We start from the raw sequence: 18,041 nt of genomic DNA on the forward strand, positions 1-18,041 counted from the left end.
CTGATCGTCAACCCGGGCGGGTATGTCGGCGAGTCCACGACCAGGGAGATCGCGTATGCCCGCGCCATCGGCAAGCCCGTCTCGTTCACCGATCCGGCTTGATCAGTAGGCGTTTCGTGGTGCCCGCGAGTCCACCAGGTGGAGGAGACGCCGCGATCGCCGTCCCGCGCCTCGGCTACCCCGCAGGCCTGTCCAGCGCGGACGCGAGCAGCTCGACCAGCAGCCGTTCGACGACGGCCGCGGGAAGTACCTCGACCAGCGCCAGCACCGGTGCCATCGCGTGCAGCGCTCCCGGTTCGAGCAGCCCGGCGGCGCGCAGCACGGCGTAGGCGGCGTCGGCGTCCAGGCTCCCGAGCGCGGCCGGATCGAGGCCGCCGAGCAGCCCCGCCGCCACCGCCGACCCGTCCAGTTGCGGCAGTCCCCGGACGGCCTCGGCGGCCGCGCGCATCGCGGTGACCAGGTCGTCGACGACCTGCTCGGTCACCGGCGTGATCGTCAGGTGCGCCGTGGCCGGCAGGACGGTCCCGTCCGGCTGGACGGCAGAGGGCTGGCCCTGGACGACGAAGCCGTGCGCGCGGATCGCGTCCGCCCACAGGTGCGGGTCGACCCGGCGGGCGGGCTCGGTCTCGTCGGCGGCCAGCGCCACCATGGGTCCGGTGGGCGAACCCACCACCCGCAAGCCCGCGATGCCGCCCACGGCCGCTCTGATCCGCGCGACCGATCCGGCCATGGACGCGGTCAGCTCGCCGAACCCGTCCAAGCCCAGCACCGACGCGATCGCCCACGCGGCCGCCAACGGACCGGCGGACTTCGACCCCAGCAGGGTCGCGTTCACGACCGGGTAGCCCGGCCAGTCGCTGGTGGCGAACCACTGGTGGCGCTGCCGGTCCAGCCCGCGCTGCAGCAGCACCGAGACGCCCTTGGGCGCGTAGCCATACTTGTGCAGGTCCGCGGACAGGCTGGTCACGCCGGGGACGGCGAAGTCCCACGGCCCCTCCGGCGCGGCGGCGTCCCCGGACGGCCAGAAGGCGAGCGCGAACCCGCCGATGCAGGCGTCCACGTGCAGGTCGACGCCGGCGTCCCCAGCCGCGGCGGCCACCTCGGCCACCGGGTCGAGCGCGGCGAACGGGTAGCAGGGCGCGCTGACCACGGCGAGGGCGACGTCGGGAGCGAACCGCGACGCCATCGCTGCAGCGTCCACCCGCCCGGTGGCCACGTCGACGGCGACGAGGTCGAGATCCAGGTCGAGCAGGGCCGCCGCCTTGCGGAACGCCGCATGGACGGTCGTCGGAGCGACCAGGCGGGGACGACCCGATCCGCCGCGGGCCCGCCAGGCGTCGCGGGCGGTCTTCACCGCCAGTAGGCAGCTCTCGGTGCCACCGGAGGTGGCGGTGCCGGCGACGTCCGGGCCGGCGTGGAACACCGTCCGCGCGACGTCGAGCAGCTCCCGCTCGATCACGGCGACCGAACCGAACGCGGTCGGGTCGAGCCCGTTCACCGGCTGCATCGCCCGGATCGCCGCCGCGGCCAGCTCGTCGAGGTCGGGCCGGCCGGAGTCGTACACATACGACAGCAGCCGTCCGCCGTGGGTGGGGGCGTCGCCGGCACGCAGCTCGGCGAGCCGGGCGAGCACGGCTTCGGCGTCCGTGGTCATGCATCCTCCCTTGTCAGAGCATCGATGTCAGCGCGGCGCAGCCGGTAGCGGGCGAGGAAAGCCAGGCTGAGCAGGGTCAGCACAGCCGGGACGACGCTGAACCCGAGCGCGATGCCGGCCACCGCGCTCGCGGGCTGGGTGACGGTTGTCCCTGCGATCGTCTGGACGTAACCGGTGACCGTGAGGATGAGCGCCAGCACGCCCGCGCCGAGGGCCATGCCGGTGGTCTCGCCGGCCGTCCAGATGCCCCCGAAGACCCCCGCGTTGGCGTCGCCAAGGCTGTGGGCGTCGTGGGAGATCACATCCGGCAGCATGGCCATCGGCAGCGCCTGCATGCCGGCATAGGCGGCGCCCGCCACCGCGACCGAGGCGTACATCCAGGTGCCCGGCGTCCACACCGCCACGACCAGGGACGCGGTCGCCACCGCGAACAGCACCGACGCCGCGGCGAACCCGCGCTCCTTGCCGATCCGCCGCGCGATCGCGCTCCACAGGGGCGAGCAGAGGATGGCGGGGGCAATGAGGGCGACGAACAGGAACGTGAGCGCGTCTTGCGAATGCATCACCTGGACGGCGACGTAGTTGGCCCCGGCGAGCATCAGGCCGGTGGCGACCGCCTGCAGCCCGAAGGTGGCCAGCAGGGCGCGGAACGGGGCGCTGCGGCGGAGCGCGGCGAGACCCTCGCGGTAGCCGGACGTCCAGGGCGTCGGCGGCGCGGCCGGGTCTGCGTCCTGGCGTGGGGCGATGGTCGTCGAGACCAGCATGCCGAGGGCGATGACCAGGCCGGCCACGAGGGCCATCACCAGGTAGCCCGTGTAGGCGTCCCCGATGCCCCGCAGCATCGGACCGCCGGCTCCGAACAGCAGGATGGCCAGGCTCAGGACCGCGACCCGGGCGGTGAGCAGCCGCGTCCGCTGGTCGTAGTGGGCCGACAGCTCGGCGGGCAGCGCGATGTAGGGCACCTGGAACAGGCTGAACGCCGTGGACGCGAGCAGGAACGCCACGCCCACCCAGACCGCCGCCGGCGCCGGCGGGACGCCCGCAGGGACGGCGAACGTGATCGCGAAGAACACCGGAAGGCAGAGGGCCCCCAGAGTCATGATCCGCCGGCGCGAGCCCGTCCTGTGCAACGAGGTGTCGGAGATGCCGCCGATGACCGGCGCGGCGAGCACGTCCCAGATCTTCGCGCCGGTGACCACGATGCCGGCCGCCCACGCGGCGACGCCGAGGGTGTCGGTGAGGTAGAAGACCAGGACGAGCCCAGGAAGCGTGGCGAATCCGCCGGTGCCCAGCGAGCCGATGGCGTAGCGGGCGATCGTTGCTCGGGCCACGAGCGGATCCTACGCGAGGCCCGGACCGGGCGGGAATGGCTGCCGGTGGCGGCCGGTTATGCTCGACAGGTGCTGACTCCGCTCTCGGTGACCGGCGTGGTGGTCTTCACCGCCTGCCTGGTGCTGGCTGTGCTCGCCGGGATCGGCATCTACGCGCTGTTGCGCGGCAGACAAGGGGAGTGACATGGCTTTCGAGATCCCGTCCGACCTCAACCCGGCGCTCGTCGGCCTGGCCTGGCTGCGCGGACGCTGGGAGGGCACCGGCTACCGCGAGTGGCCGGGACTGGAGAAGCACAGCTACTCCGTGCAGATCGACTTCGCCGACAACGGCGAGGACTACCTGCACTACCTGTGCCAGGCGTTCGAGACCGATTCCGACGGCACGCCGACCGCGCCGCTGTTCATGGAGACCGGCTTCTGGCGGCCGCTCGCCGACGGCACCCTCGACGTGGTGATGTGTTCGCCGGACGGGTTCGCGGAGATCTGGTTCGGCAAGGTGCAGCCCGGCCGGCTCGACCTGGTCACCGACGCGGTCGCGCGCACCCGCGACGCCAAGGTCGCCTACACCGCCGGACGCCGACTGTACGGCAACGTCGAGGGACGCCTGCTGTTCTCCTTCGACCGGGCCACCGAGGACGAGGAACTCCAGCCCTACATCTGGGCCCAGCTGGAACGGCGATGAAGCTGACTGAGGGCCCGGACGCGGGCGCCACCTGGCACTACGGAGATCCGTTCCGTGAGCAACGGGCGCTGGTCGCGGGCACGGCGTCGGTCGACCTGTCCCATCGGCCGGTGTTCACGATCAGCGGCGCCGACCGGTTGCGCTGGCTGAACGACATCACCAGCCAGGACTTCGCCGCCCTGGCCCCCGGCGTGCCCACGCTCGCCTACATCCTCGACGCGCACGGCCACCTCACCCACGTCTTCGGCGCGCGGGACGACGGCACCACGCTGTGGTGCCACACCGAGCCGGGTCACCTCGAACCCCTGCTCGGATGGCTGCGGCGAATGGTGTTCGCCGCCCGGGTGGAGATCGACGACGTCGGCCAGGAGTACGCGCTGGTGCTGCCGCCGGCGGCGGTCCATCGTGACGCCGGCTCGCCCCCCGCCGCCGGTGGCGGGCCGGTGGTCGTCCCCCGCGACCGGGTGGACGCCACGCTCGGCGAGACCCGGGCAGGGATCTGGGCGATGGAGGCGGTGCGGATCGCGTCCGGCACGCCCCGGATCTTCGTCGACACCGATGACCGTACGATCCCCAACGAGTTGGCGAATCCGGACGCCGACGCCCTCGGGCCGGCTGTACACCTCCGCAAGGGCTGCTATCCCGGCCAGGAGACCGTCGCCCGGGTGTACAACCTCGGTCGTCCGCCGCGCCGGCTGACGCTCCTGCACCTCGACGGGAGCGACGACCGGCTGCCGCCGGTGGGTGCTGACGTCCTGCGGGAGGGACGGCCGGTCGGCCGGATGGGCAGTTCCGAGCGGCACTACGAGCTCGGCCCGGTCGGCCTGGCTCTGCTGAAGAGAACGCTCGCGCCGGACGCGGAACTGGTCGTGGACGGCGTGGCCGCAGCCCAGGAGGTGATCGTCTCTCCGGAGGCCGGCCTGCACTGGCGTCCGGAGCCGGGGATCGGACGGGGCTGAGCCGCGCGACGCGTGCCGCGTGGCTCCGTCAGCCCGCCTCGGGCCGCGGGCTGCGCGGCAGCGTCCGAACCAGCGCCAGTGCCCCGAGGAGGAAGGCCGCGGCCGCGCCGGCGGCGAGCTGGACGGCCGCGACCGGCCCCTCCGGCAGCCACTGGAAGAAGAGCGTGCCGCAGACGGCCACGCCGAGCGTCCCGCCCAGCTGTTGCAGGGCGTTCATCAGGCCGGACGCCGAGCCGACCTCCCGATCGGCCACCCCGCCCAGCACCACCGAGAAGGCGGGCACGAGGCCGAACCCGCTCCCGACCCCGAACACGAAGCCGGCCGGAAGGAACATCCACGGCTGGGCGGTGCTGCCGGCCGCATGGATGGTGAGCACCTGCAGGCCGGCGCCCACGACCATCAGCGCGAATCCCAGCGCGAGCAGCCGGCGGCCCAGCCGGGGCAGCAGCGCCGCGCTCCCGGCGGCGGCCGCGACGGCCATACCGAGGGCGTAGGCGGAGCCGGCGAAGGCCGCCTGGAGGGCGGTGTAGCCCAGCGCCGACTGGGTGTAGGTGTTGAAGACGAGGGTGTTGCCGATCATGGCGGCGAACGCGAGGGTGATCACCCCGACGCCACCGAGGAACGCACGGTTGCGCAGCAGGGACGGCTCGATCACGGGGGCGGCGCTGCGCCGCTCGTGCCGGCCGAACCACACGAAGCAGGCCACGGAGCAGGCGAGGAGCGCGAACGTCCACCACGGCCAGCCGCGCTCGGGCCCTTCGATCAGCGGGAAGACCAGCATGACGGACGCGAGCCCGAGCAGCACGGCGCCGAACGGGTCGATCCGCAGCGCGGGGTCGCCGGGCCGGGGCGGGATGAACAGGAGGGCGCCGCACAGGGTGAGCAGGCCGATCGGGACATTGATCAGGAAGATCACCCGCCAGCCGAGACCGAGCACGTCCGCGCTGACCAGCGCGCCGCCGAGGAGGGGGCCCACCACCGACGACAGGCCGATCACCGGGCCGAAGCTGCCCATGGCCGCGCCGAGTTCCGAGGCGGGGAACACGTCCCGGATCAGGCCGAAACCCTGGGGGATCAGCAGTGCGCCGACCAGGCCCTGGCAGGCGCGCGAGGCGATCAGGACGGACGGGTCGTGGGCCGTCGCGCAGGCGATCGACGCCAGCGTGAAGCCGATCGTTCCGACCAGGAAGAGCCGCCTCCGCCCGAACCGGTCGCCGAGACGCCCGCCGAGGACCAGGCCGACCGCGAAGGCGAGGGTGTAGGCGCCGACGACCCACTGGATCGTGCCGGCGCCGCCGCCGAGGTCCCGCTCGATCGGCGTGGCGGCGAGGTTGACGATCGTCGAGTCGAGCAGGTCCATGATCTCCGCCCCCAGGACGGTGGCCAGGGCGTACCGGCGCCAGCGGTGGGGCGCGGTCCGGGTGGCGGGGGTGGGGCCGGTGCCGGCTGCCATGGGTGTCTCCCTCCGACGGACGAACAATGTTCGTAACAACGAATGGTGTTCTACAACGCGGACGTCGTTCGCGTCAAGTACTGTGGGCGCATGCCACACCCGAAGGGAGCCTGGGCCCCGGAGTGGGCCGGTGATCGCGTCCAGCGACGGCGGCTCAGTACCGACGCGATCGTCGCCGCGGGGCTGGAACTGCTCGCGGCCGAGGGCATCGATGCCGTCACGATGCGGGCGGTGGCCGCGCGGCTCGGCACCGGCCCCGCCTCCCTGTACGCGCATGTCCGCGACAAGCAGGACCTCCACGAGCTGATGCTGGACGCGGTGTTCGCCGAGGTGCACGTCCCGGACCCGGAGCCGGAGCGCTGGCAGGAACAGCTGAAGGAGGCCATCCGCAGCGTGTACGAGGCGCTGGCGCGGCACCCGGGGATCGCGATGGTGAACATGGCGCACATCCCGCTCGGCCCGAACGCGCTGCGCTGCTCGGAGCGACTGCTGAGGATCTGCCTGGCCGGGGGGCTGACCGAGGAGATGTCGGGGCTGTGCGTGGACCTGCTCACGCTGTATCCGACCGCCGTCGCCGTGGAGGACGCGATCTGGTACGAGCGGGGCAAACGCAGCGACTGGATGAACAGCGAGCAGGCCGTGATCGGCCGGCTCGGCGACTACTTCGGGAGCCTGCCGGGCGAGGTGTACCCGACCATCAGGGCGATGGCGCCGTTCCTGCTGGCGGGCAACGGCCAGGACCGTTTCGAGTTCGGTCTGGCTGTGCTGATCGCCGGGGTGGACGCCCTCAAGTCGTGGCGGCCCCAGCCCTCCAGCAGCGACCCGGAGCGGGTCGTCGGCCGGCACTGAGCCGAGCGCGCGCGTCCCGGTCCGCGATTGTTCAGCAGTCTCCTACGGCCGCCGGGCCAGGACGTAGAGCCGTTCGGTCTGCGCCTCCGCCGGCACGGGCGAGCGCGTGTACCACTCGACGACCTCCAGACCGGCGGCGCTGACCGCGGCCAGCACCTGGCCGCGGTCGGGGCACACGTCGTCGAGGTCGACCGGGATTCCGAAGAGCTCGTCGGTGTGCCGGACGCCGTCACCGAGGTGGACCGCGAAGGCGAGGGTGCCGTCCACGCGCAGGGTGTCGGCGAGCGCGCGCAGGGTCGGGGCGAGCTCGGAGGGAGCGAGGTGCACGAAGGCGTACCAGGCGACGATCGCGCCCCAGGCGGCCGCGGTCCTGGGCCGCAGCACCTGGTGGAAGCGGCCGACCGCGAAGTCCAGGTCGGGGAAGTTGGCCCTGGCCTGCTCGACCATGGCCGCGGACGCGTCGAGGCCGTGGACGTCCGCGCCGGTGTCGGCGAGGAAGGCCGCGATCTGGCCGGGGCCGCAGCCCAGGTCGAGGATCGGGCCGCCGGCGCCGGCGGCGATCCGCTCCAGCAGCCAGACGTCGAACGGCTTGTCGATCAGTTCGTCCAGGAGCGCCTCGGAGTAGGCGGCGGCGGCCGCGTCGTAGGCGGCCACGACCCTCGCATCCCTGGCCTGCGGGCCGTCGGCCAGCACGGCCTCGAGGTCGGCGGCCCGCGGGGCGCCCTCGGAGGCCGCCGGGACGGGTCCGAGCAGATGGGTCCAGCGCGTGTCGCGTCCGTGCTGCACCTGCACCTCGCGCACCAGCGGGTCGTCGCCGGTCGCCATCCGGGCCAGGCACGCCTCGACCTCGGCCTTGTCGGCGAAGGGGTGCAGCCGGTCGGTGCGCGTCCTCAACTCGCCGGCCGACTGTGCTCCGCGCAGCAGCAGGACGGTGAGCAACGCGCGCTCGTCCTCCGCGGGCTCGAGCACCTCGTCGATCAGCTGGTGGTACTTCACCGTCCGCGATCCTGCGCCGGCCCAGACCAGCCGCAGCAGGCCGCGGTCCTTCAGCGCACGGGTCGCGTCCTGAATGTCGCGCTCGGACAGCTCCATCACGGGCTCGCGGCTGGAGGTCTGGTTGCAGGCCAGACGGAGCGAGTTGAGCGTGAGCGGGTAGCTCGCGGGGACGGTCTTCTGTTTCTCCAGCAGGCAGCCGAGGATCCGTTGCTCCTCGGCGGTCAGCACCGGCAACGCCATGCAGCGCACCCTACCGATCCCCCGGGTGTCCGCGCGGGCCGTCCGCGGTGGCACGGGAGCATCAGGTCTGCATGAGCCGGACGCAGAGCCGGCGCAGGACTCCACGGAGGTCATCGTCCGGCAGCGTCGTGAGGCGGCGCAGCACCGGCTTGAGGTCGAGGGCGAGCGTGAGGCCCGCGATCTCGTCCGGTGTGGGTGTGGGGCCGAACAGCAGCGCGGCGGAGCGGTCGGTGAGCCGCCCCAGCCGCGCGCCGATGCCGGGCTGGGACCGGATGCTCGGGTCGGCGAAGTCGATCGACCCCAGGGTGCGGTGGGCGATCAGCACCTGGTCGACGAAGGAGTCGATGAGCAGTTCGCGGCGCTCCCGGGCTCCGTCCACGCGCTCCGCGGTCGCCAGCGCCGCCTCCAGCGCGGCGATCCGCTCGTCGAGCAGGGCGTCCAGGAGTGCGGCCTTGGTGCGGAAGTAGTAGTAGACGTTGGCCTTGCCGATCCCCGCGGCATCAGCGATGTCCTGCAGGGACGCGCCCGCGTATCCCCGCTCGGCGAACAGCGCGCGGGCGGTGTCGAGCACGACCCGCCGGGTGCGCTCGGCCTGCGCTGCCCTCGCCGTCGCTCCGGTCACGTGAGCATGGTACATTGATTAGCCGATCGGCTAATCAATGCGGACTGACCCCGAGGAGGACGCGATGGCTGTTCTGGTGACCGGCGGGACCGGGTTCGTCGCGGGCTGGTGCATCGCCGGCCTGCTCGACCGCGGCCATCGGGTGCGCACCACCGTCCGGGACCTCGGACGCTCGCACGGGCTGCTCGCCCAGTTCCCGACCGCGTCCGGGCGACTGGAGGTGGTCCGGGCCGACCTGACCGCCGACGAGGGCTGGGCGGAGGCCGTCGCCGGCGTCGACGCCGTCCTGCACGTGGCCTCGCCGATGGGCGGCGGCATCCGTCCGGCCGACCCCGACGACCTGATCCTCCCTGCGCGGGACGGGGCCCGGCGCGTGATCGCCGCGGCGGTCTCGGCCGGAGTCCCGCGCGTGGTGATGACCTCCAGCGGTGCGGCGGCGACGCCGCCGGCGGGGTCGGCCGGTGAGTTCGACGAGTCGTTGTGGACCGATCCGGACCAGGCCGGCCTGGACGCGTACCGCCGATCGAAGGCCCTCGCCGAGCGGGCGGCGTGGGACGAGGTGGCCGGCTCCGCCACGACGACGCTGACCACGATCCTTCCCGGAGCGGTCTTCGGCCCGATCCGCTCGCCGGAGTCGCGCAGCTCGACCCAGGTCGTCGCCCAGTTGATCCGGCCCGGAGCGGGAGTTCCCCGGATCGGGCTGCAGGTCGTCGACGTTCGCGATCTCGCCGACCTGCACATCGCGGCGATGGAGTCGCCCGCCGCCGCCGGCCGCCGGTTCCTCGCCGTCGCCGGGTTCATCTGGATGCGGGAGATCGCCGAGTTGCTGCGAGCGGAGTACGGCGGCGGTCGGGGAGCGGTCCGCGAACTCCCCGACTGGCTCGTCCGGGTGGCGGCGCGCCTGCGGCCGGGGATGGAGGAACTGGTGCCGATGCTGGGCCGGCGCTACACCTACACGACAGCGGCGGCCCGCTCGGTGCTGGGCTGGCAGCCCCGACCCGTCCGCGACACGATCATCGACACCGCCCGCAGCCTGGTCGACGCCGGCCTGGTGTGACTCGCCCGCAGCGAGGAGGCGGCCTTCTCCCCACGTGGCGACCCGGGTTCGGGGACGCCCGGGTCAGGCCTTCTTGGCGCGACTCCTCAGCTTCGCCCGCTCGTTGGCGTCCAGGGTCACCTTCCGGATGCGGACGTTCTTCGGCGTGACCTCGAGGCACTCGTCGCTGCGACAGAACTCCAGCGCCTGCTCCAGGCTGAGCAGCCGCGGCGGGATCAGCCGCTCGAGTTCGTCCCCGGTGGAGGAGCGGACGTTGGTCAGCTTCTTCTCCTTGGTGGGGTTCACGTCCATGTCGTCCTGCCGCGGGTTCTCGCCCACGATCATGCCCTGGTACACCTCGTCGCCGGGGCCCACGAACAGCGTCCCGCGCTCCTGCAGGTTGAACAGCGCGTAGGACGTCACCGTGCCCGTCCGGTCGGCGACCAGCGATCCGGTCAGGCGGGTCTTGATCTCGCCCGACCACGGCTCGAAGCCCTCGAACACGTGGTGCATGATGCCGGTGCCGCGGGTCTCGGTGAGGAACTCGGTGCGGAAGCCGATCAGGCCGCGGGCCGGGATCACGTACTCGATCCGCACCCAGCCCGTGCCGTGGTTGACCATGTGCTCCATGCGCGCCCGCCGCGTCCCCATCAGCTGGCTGATCGTGCCGACATGCTCCTCCGGCACGTCCACGGTGAGCCGCTCGACCGGCTCGTGCAGCTTCCCCTCGATCGTCCGGGTGAGCACCTCCGGCTTGCCGACGGTGAGCTCGAAGCCCTCCCGGCGCATCATCTCCACCAGCACGGCCAGCTGCAGCTCGCCCCGTCCCTGCACCTCCCAGGTGTCGGGACGATCGGTGCCGTTCACCCGGATCGACACGTTGCCGATCAGTTCGGTGTCGAGCCGCCCCTTCACCAGCCGCGCCGTGAGCAGCTTTCCCACCCGGCCGGCCAGCGGGGAGGTGTTGATGCCGATCGTCATCGAGATCGACGGCTCGTCGACGGTGATCAGCGGCAGCGGCCGGGGGTCATTCGGGTCGGCCAGCGTCTCGCCGATGGTGATCTCCGGAATACCCGCGATCGCGACGATGTCGCCGGGGCCGGCGGAGTCCGCAGGCACCCGCTCCAGCGCCCTGGTGATCAGCAGTTCGGAGAGCCGGACGTTGGTGACACTGCCGTCGTGACGACACCACGCGACCGTCTGCCCCCGGGTGATCGTGCCCTCCACGATCCGGCACAGTGCCAGCCGACCGAGGTACGGGGACGCGTCCAGGTTGGTGACGTGGGCCTGCAGCGGTGCGCCCTCGGTGTAGACCGGCGCGGGGATGGTGTCCATGATCAGCTGGAACAGCGGCTCCAGATTGGGCGAGTCCGGGACGGTGCCGTCCGCCGGCTGCTCCAGCGACGCCTTCCCCGCCTTCGCCGCGCAGTAGATGATCGGGAAGTCGAGGTGGTGCGCCTCGTCGTCGTCGATCAGGTCGAGGAAGAGCGCGTACACCTCGTCGACGACCTCGGCGATCCGGGCATCGGCGCGATCGACCTTGTTGATCACGACGATGATCGGCAGGTCCTTCGCCAGCGCCTTGCGCAGCACGAACCGGGTCTGGGGCAGCGGGCCCTCGGAGGCGTCGACGAGCAGCAGGACCCCGTCCACCATCTCCAGGCCGCGCTCGACCTCGCCGCCGAAGTCGGCGTGGCCGGGGGTGTCGATGATGTTGATCGTGACCGTCGACCCGTCGGCCAGGACGTGGTCGACCGCGGTGTTCTTCGCGAGGATCGTGATCCCCTTCTCGCGCTCGAGGTCCATCGAGTCCATGACGCGGGTGTTCACGTCCTGGTTCTCGCGGAACGCGCCGGACTGCCACAGCATGGCGTCCACCAGGGTGGTCTTGCCGTGGTCGACGTGGGCGATGATGGCGACGTTGCGCAGGTCTGCGCGTGCGGGCATGCGGGAACTCCGGTCTGCAGCGGGAACCCGCAGAGTCTACCGCTCCGGCCCGCGCCTGTCCCTCCGGCCTGCCCCCGCCTACCCCGCCCGTCCGCCCCCGCCTACCCCGCCCCCGCTCGACGCCCATCCACGCAGAAGCCATCGATAGTCGCAGGAGCCGCCGAATATTCGGCGGCGTTCTTGACTTTCGATGGCGTTTGTCGCCGAGTCGAGTGGCGGAGCCCGTCCCGAGGGACGCACAGCGATGCGGCGGACGGCGACCAGGTGTTGTCCGATTGTTGTCCGTTTCTCCCCGCGTCTGGCGCTGGTGGGGCGGACGCGGTGCCATGGCTCCATGACGACGTCGAGGACCGCGCAACTGTTCGGGTCGGGCATGACCAGGCACGACCTGGACCGTGCCGTGCAGCGGGGTGAGCTGGTTCGCGTCCGGCACGGCGCGTGGAGCGAGCCCGGGGCGGACGGCGACCTGCAACAGCACCGTCTGCTCCTGGAAGGGACGTGGCCGCTCCTGGGCGAGGGCGCGGTGCTCAGCCACGGTTCGGCGGGAGTCCCGCACGGGCTGCCCGTCTGGCCGGCGCTGCTGGAGCGGGTGTCGATCACACGGTCCGGCGGCGGGCACGGCGCCCGGACTCGGAACCTGCACGTGCGTAGGGCGCCGCTGGCGCCCCCGGAAGTGCAGGCCCAGGGCGGCTACCGGGTCACTTCCCTGGAACGGACGGCTGTCGACCTCGCGCGACTGCTCTCCTACGAGCGCGCGGTCGCGGTGCTGGACGCCGCCCTCCACGCGCAGGCGGACGCCGGTCTTCTCGACGAGACCGTCCGGGCGGCGGTGGGCCGGTCGGGTGCGGCCACCGCTCGCAGGGCCCTGGCGTTTGCCGATGGCCGGGCGGAGAGCGTCGGGGAGTCGGTCAGCCGGGTACGGATGGCGCAGGTGAGGCTCCCTGCCCCGGATCTCCAGACCCGCGTGTTCGACGCTGCGGGACGGTTCGTCGCCCGCTGCGACTTCTGCTGGCCCGGACGCCGCGTCATCGGTGAGTTCGACGGTGCGGTGAAGTACACGGGCACGCCGGAGGAGGTCGCGGCAGCGGTGATGGCGGAGAAGCGGAGGCAGACCGCCATCGAGGCGCTCGGCTGGCTCGTCGTCCGGTGGACCTGGTCTGAACTCTTCGACGCGGAGGCCTTCCGCGTGAAGATCGCCGCGGCGCTCGCTCGCGGCGGCAGTCCGGTTCGTTGATCGCGGACCTCCGCGCCCCGGTCCGCGGGCCAGGAAGCCGCCGAAAGCCAGGTATGCCGCCGAATATTCGGCGGTATACCTGGCTTTCGATGGCGTTTGCAGGCCAGGGGCGGCTCCGGGACTCAGCGCAGGTCCTCGGGGCTGTGCGGCGCGTGCCCGGTCTCCATCGCCTCCACCATGTCCGAACGGATGCCGACGCCGGTCTCCAGCCGCGCGTGCGAGCGGGAGTAGGTGAAGTAGATCACGAAGCCGATCGCCAGCCAGATCACGAACCGCAGCCAGGTCTCCACGGAGAGATTGATCATCAGGTACGCGCAGATCACGGCCGAGACGATCGGCAGCACCGGCGAGAACGGCACGGTGAACGCCCGCTTCAGGTCGGGACGCCTGCGGCGCAGCACGACCACGCCGATCGAGACCAGCACGAACGCGGACAGCGTGCCGATGTTCACCATCTCCTCCAGCACGCCGACCGGGGTGAGGCCGGCGACGATGGCCACCACCACGGTCACGATCACGGTGATCAGCCACGGCGTGCGGTAGGTCGGGTGCACCTTGGCCAGGCCCATCGGCAGGAGGGCGTCGCGGCACATGGCGAAGATCAGGCGGGTCGCACCGATCATCAGGGTGAGTACCACGGTGGTGAGGCCGGCGACGGCGCCGGCGGAGATCAGCGTGGCCATCCAGGCCTGGCCGTGGTAGGCGAACGCGTTGGCCAGCGCCGCGCTCGGGTCGAGCTTGTCGTAGGGCACCATGCCGGTCACCACGAGGGCCACCGCGCAGTAGAGCACCGTGCAGATCGCCAGCGACGCGATGATGCCGACCGGAAGGTCGCGCTGCGGGTTCTTCGTCTCCTCCGCGGTGGTGGCCACCACGTCGAAGCCGATGTAGGCGAAGAACACCAGTGCGGCCCCGGCGAGCACGCCGCCGACGCCGAAGGTGGACGGTGTGGCGCCGGTGAGCAGCTGCAGCAGCGGCTGCGTCCAGCTGAACCCCGAGGCGCCGGCGGTCGGCAGGGCCGGCGGGACGAACGGGGTGTAGTTGGCCGGGCTGATGAAGCCGATGCCGGCGAAGATGACGAACAGGACGATGAAGAGCTTCAGCCCGACCAGCACCAGGTTGACCCGCAGTGACTCCTTGATGCCCACGGTGACCAGGACGCCGAGGACCAGGACGAGCACGATCGCCGGCACGTCGACCACTCCGCCGTAGCTGATCGACGCGGGCAGCGCGACGCCCAGCTTGCCGAGGAACGCCCCGAGGTAGGCGCTCCAGCCCTGCGCCACCACGGACGCGCCGAGGAACATCTCCAGGATCAGGTCCCAGCCGATGATCCAGGCGAAGATCTCGCCGAGCGAGGCGTAGGAGAAGGTGTACGCCGAGCCGGACACCGGCACCGTCGAGGCGAACTCGGCGTAGCACATGGCGGCCAGCGCGCAGCAGACCGCGGCGATGACGAAGCTGATCACGATCGCCGGCCCGGCGACATTGTGCGCGGCGCGTCCGGTGAGGGTGAAGATGCCCGCACCGATCACCACGCCGACGCCGAACACGGTCAGGTCGAGCGCGCTCAGCGATTTCTTCAACTGGTACTCGGGCTCGTCGGTGTCGGCGATCGACTGCTCGATCGACTTGGTGCGCAGGAGGCTCATCGGCTCATCTCCGGAAGGGTTGGGGGCGGCATCGGTGCGGCCCGCGGGCAACCGCTGAAAGCTATTCCCTGTCGACCGATGGGTGAAACACGTGACCAGCATGCGGTCGGACGTCCTGCTCCGACGGGTGCGGAACCCGCCTGTCCAGCCGTGGGAGGCCGCTGTTAGGCTGACGCCCAACCGGCGGGGAACCGGTCGTGGCGACGGCCCGACGGGGAGGGGAGGGACGGTGGGCTTCCTGGACTTCCTCGGCTCGCTCGGGCGGGCGATCGTCGGCGTCTGGGGTCTCGACCCCTCCGTGGCCCAGTGGTTCCGCGGCTACCCCTACGCGTTCGAGATCTCGATCACCATCGCGATGCTGGCCGGGATCTCCACCCTGCTCGGCAACAGCGTCGTCCTGTTCCTGAACCGCATTCGCGGGTGGCGGTTCGCCGTCAGCCTGGTGATCAACGGGATCTCGATGGTGGCGCTGTTCGTGGCGCAGGCGGTCGTGATCGCCGTGATCGGCTATCTCGTCACCGGCGACCGGCTGTCGCTGGCGAACGCGGCCAGGGCTGTGATGCTGGCCACCGCGCCTCTGCTCTTCGGCTTCCTCGAACTCGCGCCGTACGTCGGCCCGGGCATCGCCCGCGTCCTCCAGGTCTGGAGCCTGCTGGCGCTGTGGGTGATCGTCGGTGTGATCTACCAGGTGGGCTACTGGCCGGCCCTGCTGATCACCGGGCTCGGCTGGGGGGTCATGCAGGGCCTGTCGTGGGCGCTGGCCAGACCGCTGACCGCCCTCGGCAACGGCGTCTGGCGGGCGCTGTCGGGCAGTCCGACGCTGCTCACCGCCCAGGACATCCTCTCGGGCCACCAGTTCATGCCGGTGGAGTTCGACTTCGACGTCCGCGCCGGTACGGAGGGCGGGCAGTGATCCTCGTCTCCCTGCTGCTGGGCCTGCTGGTCCTGGTCCTGATCGTGCTGGCGGTCGGCCCGTTGGAGTCGCTCGGCTGGTGGTCGGAGCGGGGCGCGGAGAAGGCCGAGGCGACCATCGAGGGCCTGCGTGCCGAGCACGAGGCCATGCCCGCGCCGCCCTATCAGCGCTACGTGGTCTACCTCTCCGGGATCGGCGCGATCGACGGCCATTCGCGGCCCTCGGAGGAGGAGCCGTTGCTGGCCGCCGTCGAGGCCATCCCCGGCACCTGCGTGGTCAGCGACGTGTTCCCCTATGCGGTCGACAACCGTGGGCTGACCGCGCAACGTCCGCTGGCCGGGCTGTGGAAGGCGATCGAGAAGGCGCGGCTGAAGAACCCGGAGGCGCTCGTCGCGATGCTGGTGAACCTGCGCAACGCCGTCCAGCTGTTCGTGTGCTCGGACCGCCGCTACGGGCCCACCTACAACATCGGCACCGCACAGCAGATCCTGGACGGCCTGCTCCGCAAGGGCTACCGGCTCGGCAGCGGGACCCCGGTCACCCTGGTCGGCTGGAGCGGCGGCGCCCAGATCTCGCTGGGCGCGGCCTGGTACCTCGGCCTGGCCAGGATCCCGCTGACGCTGATCTCGATCGGCGGCATGATGTCGGACGACTACGGCCTGGACCGGATCGACCACGTCTACCACCTGCGGGGCACCAAGGACCCGTTCGAGAAGCTCGGCTGGATCATGTTCGCCGGACGCTGGCCGATCGCGGTCGGCTCGCCGTGGTCGCGGGCCTCGAAGGAGGGACGGATCACTGTCATCGATCTCGGCCCGATGCAGCACAACGCGAAGGAGCACTACTTCGACCCGAACGCCTTCGCCCCGGACGGTCGCAGCTATCTCCAGGTGACGACCGACGCCGTGGTCGCGCTGCTGACCGACCAGGAAGTTCAGGTCATCCCGACCTGACCGATGCCGCTGATCGAGCCTGTCGGGAGGACCGCAGGCCGAGGGCCGGGGTCGGGTCAGGGGAGGGACCCATGGCGATCGGGACCGGCTTCCGTAGGCTGGGCCCGTGACGCAGTGGTTCACCGAGAGCTTCCGCACCGAGTACGCCAAGCAGGAGGCGGAGCTCGGGCGGGTCAACATCGCCGTGTTCGGCAAGACGGGGGTCGGCAAGTCGACCCTCGTGAACGCCATCTTCGGCGAGCCCGTCGCGGCGACCGGCATCGGGGCCCCGGTGACCAACGGGTCCCACCTCTACCTCGACAAGCGCGGCTCGCTCGGCGTGATCGACACCCGCGGGCTCGAGCTGGGACGCGACGACGGCCAGATCATCTCCGAGCTCACCAAGGCGGTGAAGGAGAGCCGCGGCAAGCCGATCGACGAGCAGATTCACGTCGCCTGGTACTGCGTGCGCGGCATGGACCGCCGCTTCGAGGACTTCGAGGAGCGCTTCGTCCGCACCCTCGCCGACCTCGGCCTTCCGGTGGTCCTGGTGCTCACCCAGGTGCCGATGCGGGACGGCCAGTACCACCCGGACGCCGTCGAACTCGCCCGTCAACTGACCGCCCGCAACCTGCCCATCGTGGACGGCCACCCGTTCATGACCTACGCGATGAGGGACCAGTTCACCGGTCAGCCGCCCTACGGCTTGGTGGAGGTGCTCGGCGCCACCTTTCGCGTCGCTCCGGAGGCCGTCCAGGCCGCCCTCGTCGCGGCGCAGGAGATCGATGTTCGGCTCAAGGCGAGCCAGTCGAACAAGGCCGTCGCCGCAGCCGTGACCGCCGCCGCGGCCGCCGCAGCCGTGCCGATCCCGTTCTCCTCGGCCGCGATCCTGGTCCCTATCCAGCTGTCGATGATGGCCCGGATCGCGCAGTTGCACGGGCTCGGGCTCGACAAGTCGGCGCTGCTCGCGATCGCGTCCACCTCGGTCGCCACGTCCGCCGGACGCGCCGCAGCGGCCGGCCTGTTGAAGTTCATCCCCGGCGCGGGGAGCGTGGTCGGCGGTGTGATCAACGCCTCCGTCGCGTCCTCGCTCACCCTGGCCATGGGGCAGGCCTGGCTGGTCGTGTGCCAGCGCGCCTTCAACAAGACCCTCCCGGTACTGGACGGAAGGGTCGACACCGCCGCCGTCACGAAGCTCTTCGAGTCCGAGATGGCGAAGCGAATGCCGAGGATCCGCCACAAGAGCCGGGACGCCTGACCGGCCCCGTTGGTCATCCCCGGCTCCCCCTCGCCGTCCGGGACGAGGGGGCGACCGGGGTGCGGATCTCAGCGGGCCGCACCTCCTGGCCACCGGCGGTTCACCTGGCGTCCACCCGGCGGGGTTATCCTTTGCGACGGAGAATGATCGCCGCGGGAGCGGCTGAGCCGGAGGAGGTGAGGCGGATGTCACCAGGTAGTCCCCACCAACCCGTCCCGCCCACTTCCCGCGGCGTCCGCCCGAGCTGATCCCGGCCCGGCGCGGGCTTGCTGCGGCTCCGTCC

General features: G+C 71.6%; 15 protein-coding genes. 8 read left to right on the forward strand and 7 right to left on the reverse strand.

Annotated features, from left to right (window positions below):
* Window positions 1-175: 175 nt before the first annotated feature.
* Window positions 176-1,654, reverse strand: coding sequence for a pyridoxal phosphate-dependent decarboxylase family protein (locus QM633_RS06415; protein ID WP_415152905.1), 1,479 nt, complete (start codon window positions 1,652-1,654; stop codon window positions 176-178).
* Window positions 1,651-2,985, reverse strand: a complete 1,335-nt coding sequence (locus QM633_RS06420) for an MFS transporter (RefSeq protein ID WP_415152906.1) — start codon at window positions 2,983-2,985, stop codon at window positions 1,651-1,653. Before QM633_RS06420 ends, QM633_RS06415 begins: the two co-directional genes overlap by 4 nt.
* A gap of 184 nt (window positions 2,986-3,169) precedes the next feature.
* On the opposite strand from QM633_RS06420, the gene QM633_RS06425 reads away from it, so the two are divergent.
* Both QM633_RS06425 and QM633_RS06430 read left to right on the forward strand, forming a co-directional pair.
* Entirely contained in the window at window positions 3,170-3,667 is a 498-nt protein-coding gene (locus tag QM633_RS06425) for an FABP family protein (protein ID WP_415152907.1), read from the forward strand.
* Window positions 3,664-4,626, forward strand: coding sequence for a YgfZ/GcvT domain-containing protein (locus tag QM633_RS06430; RefSeq protein ID WP_415152908.1), 963 nt, complete (start codon window positions 3,664-3,666; stop codon window positions 4,624-4,626). Before QM633_RS06425 ends, QM633_RS06430 begins: the two co-directional genes overlap by 4 nt.
* 28 nt (window positions 4,627-4,654) lie before the next feature.
* Here the strand turns inward: QM633_RS06430 and QM633_RS06435 are convergent, their stop codons facing one another.
* Window positions 4,655-6,079 (reverse strand): MFS transporter, encoded by a 1,425-nt coding sequence (locus QM633_RS06435; protein ID WP_415152909.1) that lies wholly within the window; start codon window positions 6,077-6,079, stop codon window positions 4,655-4,657.
* A gap of 90 nt (window positions 6,080-6,169) precedes the next feature.
* Between QM633_RS06435 and QM633_RS06440 the strand changes: the two genes are divergently transcribed.
* On the forward strand, window positions 6,170-6,928 hold the full coding sequence (locus tag QM633_RS06440) for a TetR/AcrR family transcriptional regulator (protein WP_415152910.1): 759 nt from the start codon (window positions 6,170-6,172) through the stop codon (window positions 6,926-6,928).
* A 42-nt stretch (window positions 6,929-6,970) separates the two neighbouring features.
* Here QM633_RS06440 and QM633_RS06445 read toward each other — a convergent pair whose 3' ends face one another.
* Together QM633_RS06445 and QM633_RS06450 are read right to left on the reverse strand one after the other, a co-directional pair.
* Entirely contained in the window at window positions 6,971-8,164 is a 1,194-nt protein-coding gene (locus tag QM633_RS06445; RefSeq protein ID WP_415152911.1) for a DUF480 domain-containing protein, read from the reverse strand.
* A 61-nt stretch (window positions 8,165-8,225) separates the two neighbouring features.
* Window positions 8,226-8,786 (reverse strand): TetR/AcrR family transcriptional regulator, encoded by a 561-nt coding sequence (locus QM633_RS06450; protein ID WP_415152912.1) that lies wholly within the window; start codon window positions 8,784-8,786, stop codon window positions 8,226-8,228.
* Between the two features lie 64 nt (window positions 8,787-8,850).
* Between QM633_RS06450 and QM633_RS06455 the strand changes: the two genes are divergently transcribed.
* Entirely contained in the window at window positions 8,851-9,843 is a 993-nt protein-coding gene (locus QM633_RS06455) for an NAD-dependent epimerase/dehydratase family protein (RefSeq protein ID WP_415152913.1), read from the forward strand.
* Window positions 9,844-9,906: 63 nt separating this feature from the next.
* Here the strand turns inward: QM633_RS06455 and typA are convergent, their stop codons facing one another.
* Window positions 9,907-11,769, reverse strand: coding sequence for a translational GTPase TypA (gene typA, locus QM633_RS06460; protein ID WP_415152914.1), 1,863 nt, complete (start codon window positions 11,767-11,769; stop codon window positions 9,907-9,909).
* A gap of 334 nt (window positions 11,770-12,103) precedes the next feature.
* Between typA and QM633_RS06465 the strand changes: the two genes are divergently transcribed.
* Window positions 12,104-13,003 (forward strand): hypothetical protein, encoded by a 900-nt coding sequence (locus QM633_RS06465; protein ID WP_415152915.1) that lies wholly within the window; start codon window positions 12,104-12,106, stop codon window positions 13,001-13,003.
* Between the two features lie 122 nt (window positions 13,004-13,125).
* On the opposite strand, the gene QM633_RS06470 is transcribed toward QM633_RS06465, so the two are convergent.
* Window positions 13,126-14,655: an amino acid permease gene (locus QM633_RS06470; protein WP_415152916.1), complete on the reverse strand. Its 1,530-nt coding sequence runs from the start codon at window positions 14,653-14,655 to the stop codon at window positions 13,126-13,128.
* A 229-nt stretch (window positions 14,656-14,884) separates the two neighbouring features.
* Here QM633_RS06470 and QM633_RS06475 point away from each other — a divergent pair, with 229 nt between their 5' ends.
* The 3 genes from QM633_RS06475 to QM633_RS06485 all read left to right on the forward strand — a co-directional run bounded on the left by QM633_RS06475 (window position 14,885) and on the right by QM633_RS06485 (window position 17,758).
* Window positions 14,885-15,568: a hypothetical protein gene (locus QM633_RS06475; RefSeq protein ID WP_415152917.1), complete on the forward strand. Its 684-nt coding sequence runs from the start codon at window positions 14,885-14,887 to the stop codon at window positions 15,566-15,568.
* Window positions 15,565-16,521, forward strand: coding sequence for a hypothetical protein (locus QM633_RS06480; RefSeq protein WP_415152918.1), 957 nt, complete (start codon window positions 15,565-15,567; stop codon window positions 16,519-16,521). Before QM633_RS06475 ends, QM633_RS06480 begins: the two co-directional genes overlap by 4 nt.
* Window positions 16,522-16,627: 106 nt before the next feature.
* Complete coding sequence (locus QM633_RS06485) at window positions 16,628-17,758, forward strand: GTPase family protein (RefSeq protein WP_415152919.1); 1,131 nt, start codon at window positions 16,628-16,630, stop codon at window positions 17,756-17,758.
* Window positions 17,759-18,041 lie beyond the last annotated feature (283 nt).

This window comes from Propionicimonas sp. (assembly GCF_047606205.1).
GTDB lineage: Bacteria > Actinomycetota > Actinomycetes > Propionibacteriales > Propionibacteriaceae > Propionicimonas.